We start from the raw sequence: 16,488 nt of genomic DNA on the forward strand, positions 1-16,488 counted from the left end.
AAATCATGGCTAACGAAACCAATAAGCGCTTTTCTCACGCAACCATCGAGAAAAACATCGGGCTGATGATCATCCTCAGCATCCTGGTCATCTCTTTTGCCGGCCTGGTGCAGATCGTTCCTTTGTTTTTCCAGCACTCTACGACCCAGCCTACCGAAGGCACGGTGCCTTACGAGCCCCTGAACCTGATCGGACGTGACATCTACATCCGCGAAGGCTGCGTCGGCTGCCACTCGCAGCAGGTACGCATGCTTCAGTCCGAAGTGCAGCGTTACGGCCCATACTCCCTGGCCGGAGAATCGGTCTACGACCACCCCTTCCTGTGGGGTTCCAAGCGTACCGGTCCCGACCTGGCCCGTGTTGGTCAGCGCTACAGCGACGAGTGGCATCGCATCCACTTGCGCAATCCGCGCGCCCTTGTCAAGGAGTCCAATATGCCCGCCTATCCGTGGCTGCAGCATAACTCTGTCGAAGGCGAGAACGTGCAGGATCGCATGCGCGTGCTGCGCAAGTTGGGCGTGCCCTATACCGACGAACAAATTGCCAAGGCTCCCGAGCAGCTTGTAGGCAAGACCGAAGAAGACGCCGTGGTGGCGTATCTGCAAGGTCTGGGCGTACAAAGCCGCGCTGCCGCCGCCAAGGCTGTGGAGCAAGGAGTTCATTAAATGGCCATGGTCAACGCCGTAGTTACGATTCTGGCGATGGCGACCTTCCTGGGCATTTGCTGGTGGGCGTTCTCCCGAGGACGCCGCCAGGCCAATCAGGAAGCTGCGCTCCTGCCTTTCGCTTTGCCCGACGAGGGACGCAACGACAAAAACCTTGGGGGTTCGAATGAGTGATTTTTTCAATAATGGCTGGAGCCTGTGGATCTCCGCCATCGCTTTGGGCGGTATCGCATTCTGCTTGTGGCTGCTGTTTACGCAGCGCTCTTTCCTGGGCAAGAATGTCCCGGTCGAAGAGACCGGCCACGTGTGGGATGGCGATCTGACCGAACTGAACAATCCCGTGCCGCGCTGGTGGACGGTCATGTACATCGGCCTGTGCATTTTTGCCTTGGGGTATCTGGTGCTCTACCCAGGTCTGGGTACGTACAAGGGCGAACTGGGCTTTACCGCCGGTAAGCAGGTCAAGGAACAGCAGGCGGAAATCAATGCTCGTCTGGAGCCTGTGTATGCCCGTTATCGCGAAATGCCTATCGAAGACATCGCCCGCGATCAGGAAGCCCGCGAGATCGGTCAGCGCCTGTTTCTGAACAACTGTGCCCAGTGCCACGGCTCGGATGCTCAGGGTTCGCCCAGTTTTCCCAATCTGGCCAACAAGGCCTGGTTGTGGGGCGGCAAGCCAGAACAGATCCTGCACACGATTACCGAAGGCCGTACCGGCATGATGCCGCCGCAGTCGCAGCTGACGCCCGCAGAAGCGTCGGATGTGGCCCAGTACGTGCGCTCGATGTCCGGTCTGGCTGCCGATCCGCTGCGCGTCGTGCCTGGCAAGCGTGTGTATGACAGCACCTGCTTTGCCTGCCACGGTGCCGACGGCAAAGGCAATGTGCTGTTGGGTGCGCCCGACCTGACCGACGATTACTGGCTGTATGGCAGCTCCGAAGCCACTATCGTCCAGACCGTCCTGCAAGGCCGCACCAACCAGATGCCTGCCCAGAAAGGTACGCTTACACCCGAGCAGATCCGTCTGCTGGCCGGCTGGGTCTGGGGCTTGTCCAATACGGAACCCCAAGCCAATTAAGTTGTTTTAAATCGACAGACGTCTTCAGGACCTGCAATGAGTAGTGACTCCCCCCAAGCTAGCGCCGACAATGCGCAGGAGCGCGTTCCCAAGTGGCAGCCGCCACGCAAAGGCAAAGGAGCGGGGGGCACCTCGCCGCAGGTCGAGAAGGCCCTGGTCGATGTACGCAGGAAAATCTACCCCCGTTCAGTGACCGGCGTTTTTGCCCGTTGGCGTGTGTGGATGGTGTATTTTACGCAGATCATCTTTTATGGTCTGCCCTGGATCGAATGGCACGGTCGCCAGGCTGTGCTGTTCGATCTGCTGGAACGCAAGTTCTACATCTTCGGCATGATTTTATGGCCGCAGGACGTCATCTACCTGACCGTTCTGCTGCTGATTTCGGCCTTTTCTCTTTTTCTGTTTACCGCTATGGCGGGGCGACTGTTCTGTGGCTACGCCTGTCCCCAGACCGTCTATACCGAAATTTTTATGTGGGTCGAGCGCAAGGTCGAAGGCGACCGCCTGGCCCGCATCCGGCTCGATGAACAACCCTGGACCCTGAAAAAACTGCGCATCAAGGCCCTCAAGCACCTGCTGTGGGTGGTGATTGCCTTGTGGACCGGCTACACATTCATTGGCTATTTCGCGCCCATCCGCGAGCTGGGAGGCGAACTGATTGCGCTTTCGCTGGGGCCTTGGCAGTGGTTCTGGTTGTTGTTCTACGCGTTTGCGACCTGGGGCAATGCAGGTTTTATGCGCGAGGCCGTCTGTAAATACATGTGCCCTTACGCCCGGTTCCAGAGCGTCATGGTGGACCGCGATACCTTTGTGGTTACCTACGACTTCGTGCGTGGCGAAACGCGCGGCGGCCGGTCGCGCAAGATAGACCACAAAGAGGCCGGCATGGGCGATTGCGTCGATTGCAGTCTGTGCGTGCAGGTCTGTCCGACGGGCATCGATATTCGTGATGGGCTGCAGTACATGTGCATAGGCTGTGGTGCCTGTGTGGACGTCTGTGATCAGGTCATGGACAAGATGGGTTACGAGAAGGGCTTGATCCGTTATACCTCCGAGCGCGCCATCGAGGACCGCATGACGCAATCTCAGGTACGACGGCGCATGCTGCGTCCGCGTGTCATCTCCTATATTCTGATTCTGGCGGTGATCTGCGGCGCGTTTGTCTACACGCTGGCCACGCGCACGCCCATGCGGGTCGATGTCATACGGGACCGTGGGGCCTTGGGTCGTGAAGTGCCGGGTGGCCTGATTGAAAACGTATTCCGCTTGCAGGTCATCAACACGTCGGAAGAGTCGATGGAACTGCAATTGTCCGTCAGCGGCCTGGAAGGCGCGCGCATTACCTTGACGGAAAATGGCAGCGATCATATCCATGTCGATGCCGCTGCCAATAAGCTGCTGCCGGTGGTGGTGCAGGTGCCGATCAACAGCGCCAAGCCGGGGCTGTACGATATCTCCATCCAAGCGGTGGGAGAGCACGAAAATGGCCGCAAGACCTATGTTAATGAGCGCAGCAGTTTTTATATACCTCAGTGATTCAACAGGGAGAACAAGTCATGGACAACAGTACAGACAGTCAACCGTGGTGGCGTGAACCCTGGCCTTGGCTGCTGATGGCAGGTCCGGCACTGGCGATTGTGGGGTGTGCTATCACCATTGTTCTGGCTTTTCAGAACTATGGCGATCAGGCTATCCACGACGGTGGCGTCAAGCAAGGGCTGGTGGTCAGCAAGCCTGAGCCTGTTCAGGAAAAGAACTGATAGCCCGGAATTCCGGTTTGCGATAGGGTAGACAATATGTGGCCTTTCAAGAAGGGGGTGCGAATGGGTATTCGGTCTCTGATGTGGATATTGTGGCCTTCGTTTCTGGCGGCGGGCGTGGTCAGTGCCATTGTGTTTGCGCTGGTCGACCCTTTGGATATCGTTTTTCTGGGGCATTTGCAGGCCGATCGCGTGTCCGTCTACACGGCGTCTTTCTTTTTGTTCTGGCTGGCGGCCGCGGGTTCTAGCGCACTTAGCCTGTTCATGGCGCCCGGCGGCAAGGCGGACGTGCCGGAACCGGCCGACAGTCTGGATTAAGCGAACCGGGCAGCAAGAAAAAAAGCACAGGTGTTTTTGCCTGTGCTTTTTTTTGCCGGTGAACAGCGCATGGAAAAGTGGCGCTTTAGTCCAGCTCGCTGCCGGCCAGGTTCTGCAAGGCGGGCAGATCCAGCAGATGCACTTCGCGCTGGGAAATCTTGAGCAGACCTTCGCGGGCAAAGCGCGAGAACAGACGGCTGACTGTTTCCAGGGTCAGGCCCAGGAAGTTGCCGATTTCTTCGCGGCTCATGCGCAGGATGAATTCGTAGGGCGAATAGCCCAGCAAGGACAGGCGTTGGGACAGGTTCAGCAAGAAGGCGGCCAGACGCTGCTCGGAGCGCAGGCCAGCCAGGGTCAGCATCAACTGGTGGGCGCGGTTGATCTCTTTGCTCATCAGACGGCGAAACTGCTGCTGCAAGATGGGCAACTGGGCCGATAGACGATCCAGGTCGTCCAGGCGTATGACGCAGACCTCGCTATCTTCCAGGGCGATGGCATGCGAGACATGTCGGTTTTCGACCAGACTGTCCATGCCCAGGATTTCGCCGGGCAGCAAAAAGCCCGTGATCTGGATGTGGCCGATGGAATCTTCCAGCTGCATTTTGATCGAACCCGAACGCAAGCCGTATATCCCTTCGACCGGGTCGGCCAGCCGGAACAAGACTCCTCCCTTGGGGATGCGAATACGCTCCTTGACCAGATCGTCGAGCCTTTCCATTTCATGCTTGGGCATGCCTAGAGGCAGGCACACCTCATTCAGCATACAGCTTGAGCAGCGTATGGAGTCCGAGGTAACTGAGATACGTTTTTGCATAAAAATAGGGACGGAAAGCGAAACGCAGAGTCCTTGAGTCAAATCAAGGTTAATTGTAGCTTTTTATTGACGACTATTCCGGGCAATGCCCGAATATGTTCCAGTCAGGGCGTGGCGGGCAAGGCCGAAGCGGCTCTGCCGGCCTGTTGCACTGGCTAGGCGGCTGATTTTCGCTTGTTGTATAAAAGCGATGGCGGGACTTGAATACCGCGCGTTCGTCCTTATCTGCATTGCATCCTGTTATTTGTTGCGAGACTCGCTGGGGCAGTGATCGGTAACTGTTGATGGTGGGGTGTCGCATTTATTCATAAGTGAATACGCTATGCGAATCGATAAACTGACAACGAAGTTTCAGCAAGCTTTGGCCGATGCCCAAAGCTTGGCTGTCCGGGAAGATAACCCTTACCTGGAACCTGCCCATGTACTGGTGGCCTTGCTGGCCGATACGGATTCGGGCACAGGCAGCTTGCTGGCGCGTGCCGGCGTTGCCATCGCGCGTCTGGACACCGAGCTGACCCGACTCATCAACAATCTACCCAAGGTGCAGGGAGCCGAAGGCCAGCAGCAGCTTAGCTCGGCCTTGCAGGCTGCGCTGGCGCGTACCGAAAAAGAAGCCGCCAGCCGGGGTGACACCTATATTGCCAGCGAATTGTTCCTGCTGGCGTTGGCCGACGACAAGGGCGAGACCGGCCGCGCATTGCGCGACAGCGGCTTGCAACGCAAGGCGCTGGAAGCGGCGATTGATGCGGTGCGTGGCGGTGCCAATGTGTCCGACCCAGAGGGTGACAGCAACCGCGAAGCCCTGGACAAATACACGACCGACCTGACCGAGCGTGCCCGTCAGGGCAAGCTGGACCCGGTCATCGGACGGGATGATGAAATCCGCCGCACGATCCAGATTTTGCAGCGCCGCACCAAGAACAACCCCGTGCTGATCGGTGAACCGGGCGTGGGCAAGACCGCGATTGTGGAAGGGTTGGCTCAGCGCATCGTCAACAACGAAGTGCCCGAAACCCTGAAAGGCAAGCGCCTGTTGGTGCTGGACCTGGCAGCGTTGCTGGCCGGTGCCAAGTACCGGGGCGAATTTGAAGAACGCCTGAAGGCGGTGCTTAAAGAGTTGTCCAAGGACGATGGCAAAACTATCGTTTTTATCGATGAACTGCACACCATGGTGGGAGCGGGCAAGGCGGAAGGGGCGATGGATGCGGGCAATATGCTCAAGCCGGCCCTGTCGCGCGGCGAACTGCATTGCATCGGCGCGACCACCCTGAACGAGTACCGCCAGTACATCGAAAAGGATGCCGCTCTGGAGCGTCGTTTCCAGAAGGTGTTGGTCAACGAGCCCGACATGGAATCGACCATCGCCATTTTGCGTGGTCTGCAGGAGCGCTACGAGCTGCACCACGGCGTGGCCATTACCGATCCGGCCATTGTGGCGGCGGCCGAGCTGTCGCAGCGCTACATTACCGATCGTTTCTTGCCCGATAAGGCCATCGACCTGATCGACGAGGCCGCTGCCCGTATTCGCATGGAAATCGATTCCAAGCCCGAAGTCATGGACAAGTTGGACCGGCGCATCATTCAGCTCAAGATCGAGCGCGAAGCCGTCATCAAGGATACGGACGAAGCGTCGCAACGGCGCCTGCAGGCCATCAACGATGAGATGGAAAAGCTGCAGCGCGAGTACAACGATTACGAGGAGGTCTGGAAGGCCGAAAAAGCGTCTGTGCAAGGCTCACAGGTCATCAAGGAAGAGATCGAGCAGGTGCGTGCCGAAATGGCCGAGCTGCAACGCAAGGGCCAGTTCGACAAACTGGCCGAGCTTCAGTACGGCAAGCTGCCCGAACTGGAAGAGCGCCTGAAGGCCGCCGAGAAGGCGCTGGACAATGCCGAGCAGGATAAGCCGCGTTTGCTGCGCACGCAGGTCGGTGCCGAGGAAATTGCCGAGGTTGTCTCGCGCGCCACGGGCATTCCTGTATCCAAGATGATGCAGGGCGAACGCGAAAAGCTGTTGCAAATGGAAGACTATCTGCACAAGCGTGTGGTGGGTCAGGACGAGGCCGTGCGACTGGTCTCCGATGCCATCCGCCGTTCACGTGCCGGTCTGTCCGATCCGTCGCGTCCGTACGGCTCTTTCCTGTTCTTGGGTCCGACGGGCGTGGGCAAGACCGAGCTGACCAAGGCCTTGGCTAACTTCTTGTTCGATTCGGAAGACCACATGGTTCGCATCGACATGAGCGAGTTCATGGAAAAGCATTCGGTGGCCCGTCTTATCGGCGCGCCCCCCGGCTATGTAGGCTACGAGGAAGGGGGTTACCTGACAGAGGCGGTACGCCGCAAGCCGTATTCGGTCATCTTGCTGGACGAGGTCGAAAAAGCCCATCCGGACGTTTTCAACGTGCTCCTGCAGGTGCTGGACGATGGCCGCCTGACCGATGGTCAGGGGCGGACGGTGGATTTCCGCAACACGGTCATCATCATGACCTCCAACCTGGGCTCGCAGCACATTCAGCGTTTGGCCGGCGAGTCATATGATGTGGTCAAGGAAGTGGTCTGGGAAGAAGTCAAGCAACACTTCCGCCCCGAGTTCCTGAACCGTATCGACGAAGTGGTGGTGTTCCACGGTCTGGAATCCAAACATATCGAATCCATTGCCCGGATTCAGTTGCAGCGTCTGGATGCGCGTCTGGCGCAGCGCGATATGCACCTGGAAGTCAGTGATGCGGCGTTGGAGCAACTGGCCAAGGCCGGCTTCGATCCGGTGTTTGGTGCGCGGCCGCTAAAGCGGGCCATTCAGCAGCACATCGAAAATCCGGTTGCGCGTCTGATCCTGGAAGGGCGCTTCGGTCCCAAGGATGTGGTGCCGGTGGATTGGAAAGAGGGCCAGTTTGTTTTTGACCGGACTATACAGTAAGCACACTTCCGGGGGGCATCCCCCGGAGCGGTGCGGCATGCGGATGTATGCCTTGCCCTATGTGTTTAGCGGTAGAGACTGCTTTCCATAAAAAAAATGCCAGTCAGCGAGATGCTGACTGGCATTTTTTGTCGCTTCAGGGGCCAGATGGATCAATTAAGATTGTTCCCCGGCTGGCCCCCTTGACGCCGCCGCCAAGGGGGGACTCAAGTCAGGGCGTGGAGACGGGGGCAGGCGGCGGACTCAGTTCCAGCTCGTCCTTGCCGTAGAATTTGACGCCGATCTGGATGCGTTCGCGGCCATTGGCGCGGCGGTGGCGGTTGGTATCGCGCAGCGAGTAGACGCAGCCGCAGTATTCCTGCTGGTAAAAGTTTTCGCGCTTGCTGATTTCCAGCATGCGTTGCGAACCACCGCCTTTGCGCCAGTTATAGGTCCAGTACTTCATTTCCGGATAACGGGCGGCGGCGCGTTCGCCGCAGTCGTTGATCTGGTTCATGTCCTTCCAGCGCGAAATCCCCAGGACACTGGAGATGATGTCATAGCCGTGTTCGTGGGCATACAAGGCCGTGCGCTCAAAGCGCATGTCAAAGCACACCGTGCAGCGCTCACCCCGTTCAGGGGCGTGCTCCAGGCCGCGCACCCGCTCAAACCAGTTGTCTACATCGTAGTCAGCATCAATGAATTCGATGCCGTGCTTTTCGGCAAAGCGTATGTTTTCCTGTTTGCGCAGCTCGTATTCGCGTACGGGATGGATATTGGGGTTGTAGAAAAAAATCGTGTATTGGATACCGGAGGCGTGCAGCGCCTCCATGACCTCGCCCGAGCAGGGAGCGCAACAGGAATGCAGCAGCAGCTTTTGCCGTTCCTGCGGCAGGGTCAGGGGTTTGCGGTCTACCAGGGTGGACATGATCGTGAATCCGTGAAATCAGCGCCCACGTATGGGCGCGCCAAATAGCGTTGGCTCTATTTTAGGTTTTTCGGGACATTCGTGCAGCGCCCGCGTTTCAATACCCCAGCACCTGATCCCAGAGCCGCATGACCGCCTGGCGTTCGGCTACCAGTTCGGTCTGTGGCACGCGGGCCTTTTCGGCCCCTTCCAGGCGCAGGGCATGTTGGCGGCGACGCAGGCTGCGGTACGCATCGGCCACCTGCTGGGCCTGGGTGGAGGAGATCAGGCCGGCCTGGGCGGCAATGCCCAGCAGCGCGATATTGCCCAGATTTTCCAGCAACTGAGGGTGGTTGCGGCTGTGGCACAGCACCAGATACTGGGTGACAAATTCCACGTCCACCATGCCACCGCGGTCGTGTTTCAGATCGAACAGTTCGCTGCGATTGGGGTGTCCCGCGCTGATCTTGTCCCGCATATCCAGGATGTCGGCGCGTAGTTTTTGCGGATCGCGCTCCATGAGCAGGATAGAGCGCCGAATGTCGTTGAAACGAGCCTGGATGCCTGGGTCGCCGGTTACAAAGCGCGCCCGGGTAATGGCTTGATGTTCCCAGGACCAGGCGCTGCGCGTCTGGTATTGTTCAAACGCCGCAATGCTGACGGCCAGCAGGCCCGCGTCCCCGTCCGGGCGCAGGCGCAGATCGATTTCGTACAGGCGGCCCGAGGAGGTCATGGTCGAGAGCCAACTGGTCATGCGCCGCGCCAGTTTTATATAGCGTTCTACCTGGTCCTGGTCCGGGTCATCGTACAGAAACACCAGATCCAGGTCGGAGGCATAGCCTATTTCTTTGCCGCCCAGCTTACCGTAGGCAATCACGGCAAAACGGGGCGGGGCGTCGTCGGCGGCCGTCAGCGTGCGGGGGCGGGTCAGGGGCCAGGCGCGGCGTACGGTTTCGGCCAGCATCATATCGGCCAGGCCAGAGAGCTGGTCGGCCAGTGCTTCCACCGTCAAAACGCCTTCCAGATCCTGGGCCAGCAGCTGGAAGGTAATCTGGTGCTGCCAGTCTCGCATCAGGTTCATTTGCTGTTCGACATCGGCATTGCCGTCGGGCAGCAGGCAGGCATCCAGATCGCGCTGCATTTGTGCCGACAGAGTGGCAAAGTCAGGTATCTCCATCAGGGAGCGCCATTCGATCAGGCTGTCCAGCAACAGGGGATATTGGGCCAGATATTGGGCGGCCCAGGGACTGGCCGCCACGATACGGGCCACGCGGGCCAGTGTGTCCGGGTACTCGGCCAGCAAAGCCAGGTAGGCGCTGCGCTGCGCGATCAGTTCAATCAGGTTGAACAGACGGGTTGCGGTATTTTCCGGGTCGTTCGATTGCAGGGCGCAGTGTTCAGCCAGGGGCAGCAGGCGCTGCACCCGGTCAAGGCTGATGTTGGGCAGGCTGCGTATCCGGTTGCTGTCCAGCATGGCCTGGCGTCGTCGGGCAATGCGCTCTTGCAATTCCTGGTCCTCGCTCGGTGTCAGTTCTGGCTGCGGCGGTGCGGGTGCCGGTTCTGGGGTGGACTCCTCTCCCATGCCGGCCAGACGAAAGGCGTTACGGAATGTATGAGATACAAAGCTGCGATGCGCAGCCAACTGCGAATCGAAGTCCCTCAGGGACAGCCCCAGGGTATCGGCCAGAGCGGTGCGTTGTGCATCGTCCTGCGGCAGCAGGTGGGTCTGCTGGTCCTCGCGGTATTGCAGGCGGTGCTCGATACGCCGCAAAAAGGTATAGGCCGTCAGCAGCCGGTCGCACATATCCTGCTCCAGCAGGCCGGCTGCGCATTGCCGTTGCAGGGCCAGATGCAGGCTGGGGGTCTGTAGCGAGGGTTGGCGTCCACCGCGTATCAATTGGTTCAGCTGCACCACGAATTCGATCTCGCGTATGCCGCCATCGCCCAGTTTGATGTTCTGCCAGGCTTCCACGCCGCTGCGGTTCAGGACTCGGCGGTTCCAGTCCTGACGTATGCGTTCGCGCAGGCCGCGCAGCGCGGCCAGGGCGTCGAAATCGAAGTATTTGCGATACACAAAAGGAGTGCGCAGTGCTTCAAAGTGGCGCACATCGACATGGTTCTCGCTGTCCTTAAAAGCACGGGCTGCAATCGGCCTGGCCTTGATCCAGGCATAGCGTTCCCATTCCCGGCCCTGGTTGACCAGATAGTTTTCCAAGGCCTGCATGCTCCAGGCCAAGGGGCCGGCATCGCCATCGGGGCGCAGGCGCAGGTCGGTTCGGAAAACGAGTCCGTGGGCGTCTGTGTCCGAGAGCACCGGCATCATGCGCTGGGTCAGCTTGCCGTAAAACTCGTGGTGGCTGATGGGGCGGCGTCCGTCGGTTTCTCCGTCCTCGTCATAGAGCATGATCAGGTCTATGTCCGAGGATACATTCAGTTCGCGCCCGCCCAGTTTGCCCATGCCCAGGATCAGCATTTCCTGGGGCTTGCCGGTTTCGGGATGGCGGGGGATACCGTGGATCTGCGCCAGTTGCGTGGCGACGGTCTCGTAGGCTTGCGAGACGGCCAGATCAGCCAGGCAGGACATGGCGCACATGACCTCGTCCAGGTCGGCCTGGCCGTTGATGTCGCGCACCATCAGCAGCAAAAAGACCCGTTCGCGCAATTGTCGCAATCCTTGACGCACCTGTTCCAGCGGGTCGGAAGCGCACTTGGGTAGCCAGTCTTGATACCACTGCTCGATGCGCTCGGGTGTGACGGCCGAGCCGGCATGCTCGTGCAGCCAGTGCTCCAGCTCCGGATGAGCGTTTACTTTTCGACGCAAGGGGCCGGACCATTGCATCGCCGGCTTCAATATAATGGATGAGCTCATACGGATAAGAGACTAGTCTTTAAAAGTGGAGCAGGCGCGCAAGCCATACCTGGCAAAGCGGCAAAAGGCCGAATCTAACTATACTCGGGAATTGACTGCATGGTGGTACGAGGGGTCCTGCGACTGGCGCTGTTGCTCTATTTCGCGCTGATGCTGGGCCTGGTCGGGGTTCGTTACCTGCTGGTGCCTAATCTGGACGAGATTCGTCCTTATTTAATTGAGCAATTAAGCGCGCGCACCGGCCTGCAAGTTAGCATCGATCAGATTCAGGGGCAGTGGCAGGGGTGGAATCCACGCTTGCAGCTTACTGGCCTGTCCCTGTCCGAGCCTGGGCAAGCGCCGTTGTTGGCGCTTCCCCACCTGGAGGCCAGCGTCAGCTGGAAATCCTTGTTCCTGGGGTCCTTGCAGTTGCGGCAATTGGACGTTCAGGGCCTGAATATTCCGGTGCGGCGCGATGCCCGGGGCCATTTCTGGATCATGGGGCAATCCTTTCATCCCGACGACGATCCTACGCCCGACGATCCCGATGCTTGGCAGGGGCCTGCCCGCTGGTTATTGCAGCAGCGTGGCATTCATATCCAGGGTGCATCCCTGACGTGGGAGGATGAGCTGCGCGGCGCGCCCGAGCTGCGTCTGCCGGATATCGAGATACAGATGCGTTATGCCGACGGCTGGCACGAACTGGCTTTGTCGGCCCCTTTGCCGGTCAACCTGGGCGAATCTCTGCAACTGCAGGCGAGGGTGCAGGGCGAACGCCGCTTGCCCGCCGAGTTGGATCTACGCAGCTTGCCTTGGGAAGCATCGGTCGTGGGGCGCGCCGTGGATCTGCCAGGCTTGCGTGCCTGGCTGGATGTGCCGTCCGCCGTTTACCGTGGCTGGGTCGACCTGCGCCTGTCGGCACAGCAGCCAGACCCAGCGCAGGCGCAGCGGGTTCAGGCCGCCCTGTCCTTGCGCGAATTGGGCATGCAAAGTGAGCAGGGCCAGCGCCTGCTGGTGCGGCAGGCCAATGTTCAGGCCAACGGTGCGCTTGCCGATGTTCAACATCTGATCCAGGGCACACCCAGTGGGTCCGTGGACTGGTCCGTCAGCGTGGCAGAGCTTGGCTTGCGTCTGCCACAGGAGTTTCCCCGTTTGCTGGAACTGGAACAGTTCAGCGGACAGGGCCGTGTGCGGCGCGACGACCAGGGGCGTCTGAGCCTGGAGGATATGGACCTTGCTTTGCAAAACCCGGATATGGCATTGACGCTGGGCGGGAGCTGGCGACAGGACGATCGTTTCGTGGCAGGCGTGGCTGATTGGAGTGGGCGTCTGGAACGCTTGAATTTGGCGGCCCTGGTTCACTATCTGCCCTTGATCGTCAATCAGGACGCGCGTGATTGGATGGCGGCCGGGTTGGTGCAAGGTACCGTCAGCCAAGGAACGCTGATGCTTCGTGGTGGCCTGGATACCTTTCCGTACGGTCTTGCGCCGCAAGACGGTCAGTTCGAGATCGGCGGTGTGTTGCAGGATGCCATCATTGATTACCAGCCTACTAGGCCCGATCGTCCGGCCTGGCCGCGATTGGAGCAGGTGCAGGGCAGTATACGCATGCATAACGACAATCTGGATGTTGATGCGAGCACAGCCCGCATGCCTATCTCGGATCAGGCCGATATCGTCATGGAAGATATCGTGGCCCGTATAGTGGACATGGAGCAGGATGCGTTGCTGACAGTCGATGGCCGTACCCAGGCTCCGGCTGCCAGTTATATGGGTTTGGTACATCAGTCGCCTTTGGATGCATTGCTCGACGGTGCCTTGTCTGACAGTCGGGGGCAAGGCAATTGGCGTGTGCCGCTTAGTTTGCAGGTGCCATTGAACGATGTTGATAACACGCGGGTGCAGGGACGTATCCAGCTTGAACAAGGTTTGTTTCAGTACATGCCCGAGGCCCCCCCTTTGACCGCGCTCAAGGGCGAGCTGCTCTTTACAGAGAACGGGGTCAGCGCGCAATCGTTGTCAGGCCAGTTTCTGGGAGGTCCGGCGCGTATTAAAGGGGTGTTCGAGTCCGGCAAGCCTGGCTTGCGTATCGATGGCGAGCTGACGGCTCAGGGCATACAGCAATATCTGGATCTGCAGGGCGCGCAGCGCCTGAGCGGCGCTACCTCTTATGTCTTGTTGCTGACCCTAAGTCCTAAAGGGGCGTTTGGCATGACGCTGGACTCCAACCTGAAGGGCCTGGCGCTGGACTTTCCTGAACCTTTGTCCAAACCGGCAGACCGGAGTGCGACGCTGAAGGCGCAGTGGAGCTCGGACCAGGCTGCGCGCACGGATCTGCTGCAAATCAGCCTGGCGGATCGCCAGACCTTGCTGGTCCATCTGTTGCGTCGACAAGGAATGGACAAGGGACCGTACTTCCAAGGTGTTACCGTTGGTTCACCCGGCCTGCTGGGTACGCCGACACGCGGCCTTCAGGTGCATGGGCAATACGACAAGCTGGACATTGATGCTTGGGAACGGGTATTGCTGGAATTTGAGCACACCCTGGAAGGCAACGCGGTCGCGCCTCGTGCCCGCGCTTTGTTTCCCGAATTGGACAGGGTTCGTCTGAAGGCCGGGCAAGCGTATTTTATCGGCATGCTGCTCGATGAGCTGGACATGGACAGTACGCAGCAAGCCGACGGACGTGTGCGCTTGCGTCTCCAGGCACGACAAGTGGATGGCACATTGCAAGGGCAACGCCAGCAAAATCGCTATGTCGGTTTGGTGACGGCCGATTTTGCGCGTCTTTATGTGGACAAGACCAGTGCGGATTGGGTGCAAGCCGAGCCGGAAACGCGGACGGTGGACGACAACCTGGAGCTGCCGGCCGTGGCTTTGCGGGTTCAGGATTTACGCATGTATGGCGTCAGTCTGGGCCGTTTTCAGGCACGGGGTCGCCCCCAGGACGCCGGGCGGCAGTGGCTGTTGGATAGCCTGGCCTTGAAGGCCGACGGCCTGGAACTCAACGGCACGGGTAAGTGGATTTTGCGCGGAGAGCAGCGCGGCCTTCAACTGACGGCGTTAAGTGATATCAGCGATCTTGGGCGTTTCATCGATAATAGCGGTCTGCCTAAAGAGGTGTTGCGCGATGGGGCCGGAACGGTGCAGGGGGCGTTGTTCTGGCAGGATTTTCCCTGGAGCGTGGACAAGAGCAGGATCAGCGGGCAGGTCACGGTGGACCTGGCTAAGGGCCGCTTTTTAAGTGTCAATTCGCGGTCGGCCAAGCTGCTGGAATTGTTGAGCCTACAGTCCTTGGCCCGCCTGAGTAGCCTTGATATCGATTTGTTCGGCGCAGCCCGGGAAGGGTTTCCCTTTGACGATATGACAGGCCGCTTGACCCTGCGCAACGGCAAGGTCGATCTGGAAAACTACCAGGTTGTGGGGCCGGCCGGCACCATACGTTTACAAGGACAGGTGGATATTCAGCAGAAAAAACTGGATCTTACGGCTGTCGTTACCCCGAACCTGGATGTCAGCGGTGCAGCCATTGCCACCATGTTTGCTGTTAACCCGGCCGTGGGCGTTGGTGCCTTTCTTACCCAATGGTTGATGCAGGCTCCGCTGAGCAAGAGTTTATCGATTACCTATGCAGTTAGCGGTGACATCGACAATCCCCAACTTAAAGAAGTGACCGCACCGCCAGTTCCCCGGCGTCGGGGCGAACCGCAGGTGTTTATTGAGCCCTGATGGCCGAATCAGCGGCGCATTGCGCCGCTACGCCCCGCCTGTTCTGTATTTTCAGAGAAAAAGCAGGAGCAGCCCATGACACTTCAGCTTCGACACGAAACCGCCGCAGATATTGCCGCCATTGAGGCCGTCACGATAGCCGCCTTTGCCGACAACGAGCACACCAGTCATAACGAACAGTTGATCGTGCGCACGTTGCGCGCAGCCAATGAATTGACCCTTTCCATTGTGGCCGAGGAACAGGGCCACATCGTGGGGCATGTCGCCGTGTCGCCCGTGACCATCGTCGACAGTGATGGTCACAAGGCCCCAGGCTGGTATGGCCTGGGACCGATCTCTGTGTTGCCATCCCGACAAGGGCAAGGCATCGGTTCACGTCTGATGGAGCATGCGCTGTCTGAATTGCGCGCTTTGGGGGGAGCGGGCTGTGTCGTTTTGGGGGAGCCTGCCTACTACATGCGCTTTGGTTTCCAGTCCTACGCAGGGTTGCTGCTACCCGGCGTGCCGTCGGAGTACTTCATGGCGCGAGCGCTGGAAGGGCCTATACCCAAAGGCGTGGTGACGTACAGCGATGCCTTTAACATCGCTTGAGCCTAGTGTTGAAAGCGCGGGAGTCTTGCTGTGGCAGCTGCCGTTTCATTACGGCGCAGCCCGATATTGAGAGATGGGCCAATGGCCGTTGCCGGGCAGGTAAGATCGCAAGTGTCAGTTGGGGTGGCGTAAAGACGGTATCAGATAATGGCCTGCAGGCCCTTGTCGGCGATGATATTGAGCAGTTTGAGCGCCGGGCCAGCAGGTCGGGTCTCGCCTTGCTCCCATTTGCGCACGGTCGAGGCCGATGTATGCAGAAGGAGCGCGAATACAGGCTGGCTGAACTTTAGGGCTTCGCGCAGGTGCTTGATATCCGCCGCAGCGAACTCCCGCACCGGCGGCGGGCATAGGGCGTCGAACTCGCGCATGGTCACCTTGTTGATCGCTCCCGCTTTATGGAGCGCGGCGATATCGCCGCGCAGCGATTCAATGATTTTGCTCACAATATACCTCCAGTAACACGCCAGTTTGCACAGCAATTGATAAGGCCTGTGCGGACAGTTCCAAAAATACCTTTCCTGCAAATTGCAGTGCTTTTTTCTCGGCCAACGTGATGCTTGTCTTGTCGCTTTTTGGGAACCCATGCAGAAATACATGGCGCTTACCTATCTTGGCCGATAGCAAGGTGCGATAGCCACCACGTTTGCCACTGCCGGGGCGGGCTACCCGCTGCTTGTAGAGAAAGCCGCCCAAATCTGCGTCGATCAGGCCGCTTTCCATTTCCTGGATGGCCTTGCACAAGGCGGCATCAGGCAGCTTTTCCTTGGCTTGCCATTTCGCAAAGTCCCTACGCTTCAGAATGTAGCTCATGTTGTTCCTTAAAGTATGCCCGTTACGGGTATATTTTTCAAGTGCTGCGTTAGAACCGGCCAGGAAGGGATATGA

General features: G+C 59.0%; 14 protein-coding genes. 9 read left to right on the forward strand and 5 right to left on the reverse strand.

Translation table 11 applies throughout. The features are described 5' to 3' along the window. Nucleotides 1–5 precede the first annotated feature (5 nt). The 6 genes from ccoO (at nucleotide 6) to AADW57_RS07170 (ending at nucleotide 3,821) form a co-directional block, all read left to right on the forward strand. Nucleotides 6–665: a cytochrome-c oxidase, cbb3-type subunit II gene (gene ccoO / locus AADW57_RS07145; RefSeq protein ID WP_341669358.1), complete on the forward strand. Its 660-nt coding sequence runs from the start codon at nucleotides 6–8 to the stop codon at nucleotides 663–665. Further along, a complete protein-coding gene (locus AADW57_RS07150; RefSeq protein WP_341669359.1) occupies nucleotides 666–839 on the forward strand; it encodes a cbb3-type cytochrome oxidase subunit 3 in 174 nt (57 codons plus the stop codon). Beyond that, nucleotides 832–1,743, forward strand: a complete 912-nt coding sequence (gene ccoP / locus AADW57_RS07155; RefSeq protein ID WP_341669360.1) for a cytochrome-c oxidase, cbb3-type subunit III — start codon at nucleotides 832–834, stop codon at nucleotides 1,741–1,743. The genes AADW57_RS07150 and ccoP overlap by 8 nt, the downstream gene beginning before the upstream one ends. A gap of 36 nt (nucleotides 1,744–1,779) precedes the next feature. After that, nucleotides 1,780–3,279, forward strand: a complete 1,500-nt coding sequence (ccoG, locus tag AADW57_RS07160; RefSeq protein ID WP_341669361.1) for a cytochrome c oxidase accessory protein CcoG — start codon at nucleotides 1,780–1,782, stop codon at nucleotides 3,277–3,279. 20 nt (nucleotides 3,280–3,299) lie between these two features. After that, on the forward strand, nucleotides 3,300–3,503 hold the full coding sequence (locus tag AADW57_RS07165; RefSeq protein ID WP_341669362.1) for a hypothetical protein: 204 nt from the start codon (nucleotides 3,300–3,302) through the stop codon (nucleotides 3,501–3,503). Between the two features lie 63 nt (nucleotides 3,504–3,566). Next, on the forward strand, nucleotides 3,567–3,821 hold the full coding sequence (locus AADW57_RS07170; RefSeq protein ID WP_341669363.1) for a hypothetical protein: 255 nt from the start codon (nucleotides 3,567–3,569) through the stop codon (nucleotides 3,819–3,821). 85 nt (nucleotides 3,822–3,906) lie between these two features. On the opposite strand, the gene AADW57_RS07175 is transcribed toward AADW57_RS07170, so the two are convergent. Continuing rightward, nucleotides 3,907–4,635, reverse strand: a complete 729-nt coding sequence (locus AADW57_RS07175; protein WP_341669364.1) for a helix-turn-helix domain-containing protein — start codon at nucleotides 4,633–4,635, stop codon at nucleotides 3,907–3,909. A 322-nt stretch (nucleotides 4,636–4,957) separates the two neighbouring features. On the opposite strand from AADW57_RS07175, the gene clpB reads away from it, so the two are divergent. Further along, nucleotides 4,958–7,549: an ATP-dependent chaperone ClpB gene (clpB, locus tag AADW57_RS07180; protein WP_341669365.1), complete on the forward strand. Its 2,592-nt coding sequence runs from the start codon at nucleotides 4,958–4,960 to the stop codon at nucleotides 7,547–7,549. 211 nt (nucleotides 7,550–7,760) lie between these two features. Here clpB and AADW57_RS07185 read toward each other — a convergent pair whose 3' ends face one another. Continuing rightward, nucleotides 7,761–8,456, reverse strand: a complete 696-nt coding sequence (locus AADW57_RS07185) for an epoxyqueuosine reductase QueH (RefSeq protein ID WP_341669366.1) — start codon at nucleotides 8,454–8,456, stop codon at nucleotides 7,761–7,763. Nucleotides 8,457–8,553: 97 nt separating this feature from the next. Further along, on the reverse strand, nucleotides 8,554–11,304 hold the full coding sequence (glnE, locus tag AADW57_RS07190; protein ID WP_341669367.1) for a bifunctional [glutamate--ammonia ligase]-adenylyl-L-tyrosine phosphorylase/[glutamate--ammonia-ligase] adenylyltransferase: 2,751 nt from the start codon (nucleotides 11,302–11,304) through the stop codon (nucleotides 8,554–8,556). A 99-nt stretch (nucleotides 11,305–11,403) separates the two neighbouring features. Between glnE and AADW57_RS07195 the strand changes: the two genes are divergently transcribed. Together AADW57_RS07195 and AADW57_RS07200 are read left to right on the forward strand one after the other, a co-directional pair. Next, entirely contained in the window at nucleotides 11,404–15,012 is a 3,609-nt protein-coding gene (locus AADW57_RS07195) for a YhdP family protein (protein WP_341669368.1), read from the forward strand. Between the two features lie 75 nt (nucleotides 15,013–15,087). After that, nucleotides 15,088–15,603 (forward strand): GNAT family N-acetyltransferase, encoded by a 516-nt coding sequence (locus tag AADW57_RS07200; RefSeq protein WP_341669370.1) that lies wholly within the window; start codon nucleotides 15,088–15,090, stop codon nucleotides 15,601–15,603. A 140-nt stretch (nucleotides 15,604–15,743) separates the two neighbouring features. Here AADW57_RS07200 and AADW57_RS07205 read toward each other — a convergent pair whose 3' ends face one another. Together AADW57_RS07205 and AADW57_RS07210 are read right to left on the reverse strand one after the other, a co-directional pair. Next, complete coding sequence (locus AADW57_RS07205) at nucleotides 15,744–16,046, reverse strand: helix-turn-helix domain-containing protein (protein ID WP_341669371.1); 303 nt, start codon at nucleotides 16,044–16,046, stop codon at nucleotides 15,744–15,746. Further along, nucleotides 16,030–16,413 carry a type II toxin-antitoxin system RelE/ParE family toxin gene (locus tag AADW57_RS07210; protein ID WP_341669372.1) on the reverse strand — a complete coding sequence of 128 codons (384 nt, stop codon included), beginning with the start codon at nucleotides 16,411–16,413 and terminating at the stop codon, nucleotides 16,030–16,032. Before AADW57_RS07210 ends, AADW57_RS07205 begins: the two co-directional genes overlap by 17 nt. Between the last annotated feature and the right edge of the window lie 75 nt (nucleotides 16,414–16,488).

The organism is Alcaligenes sp. SDU_A2, assembly GCF_038237375.1.
Classification (GTDB): domain Bacteria; phylum Pseudomonadota; class Gammaproteobacteria; order Burkholderiales; family Burkholderiaceae_B; genus Alcaligenes.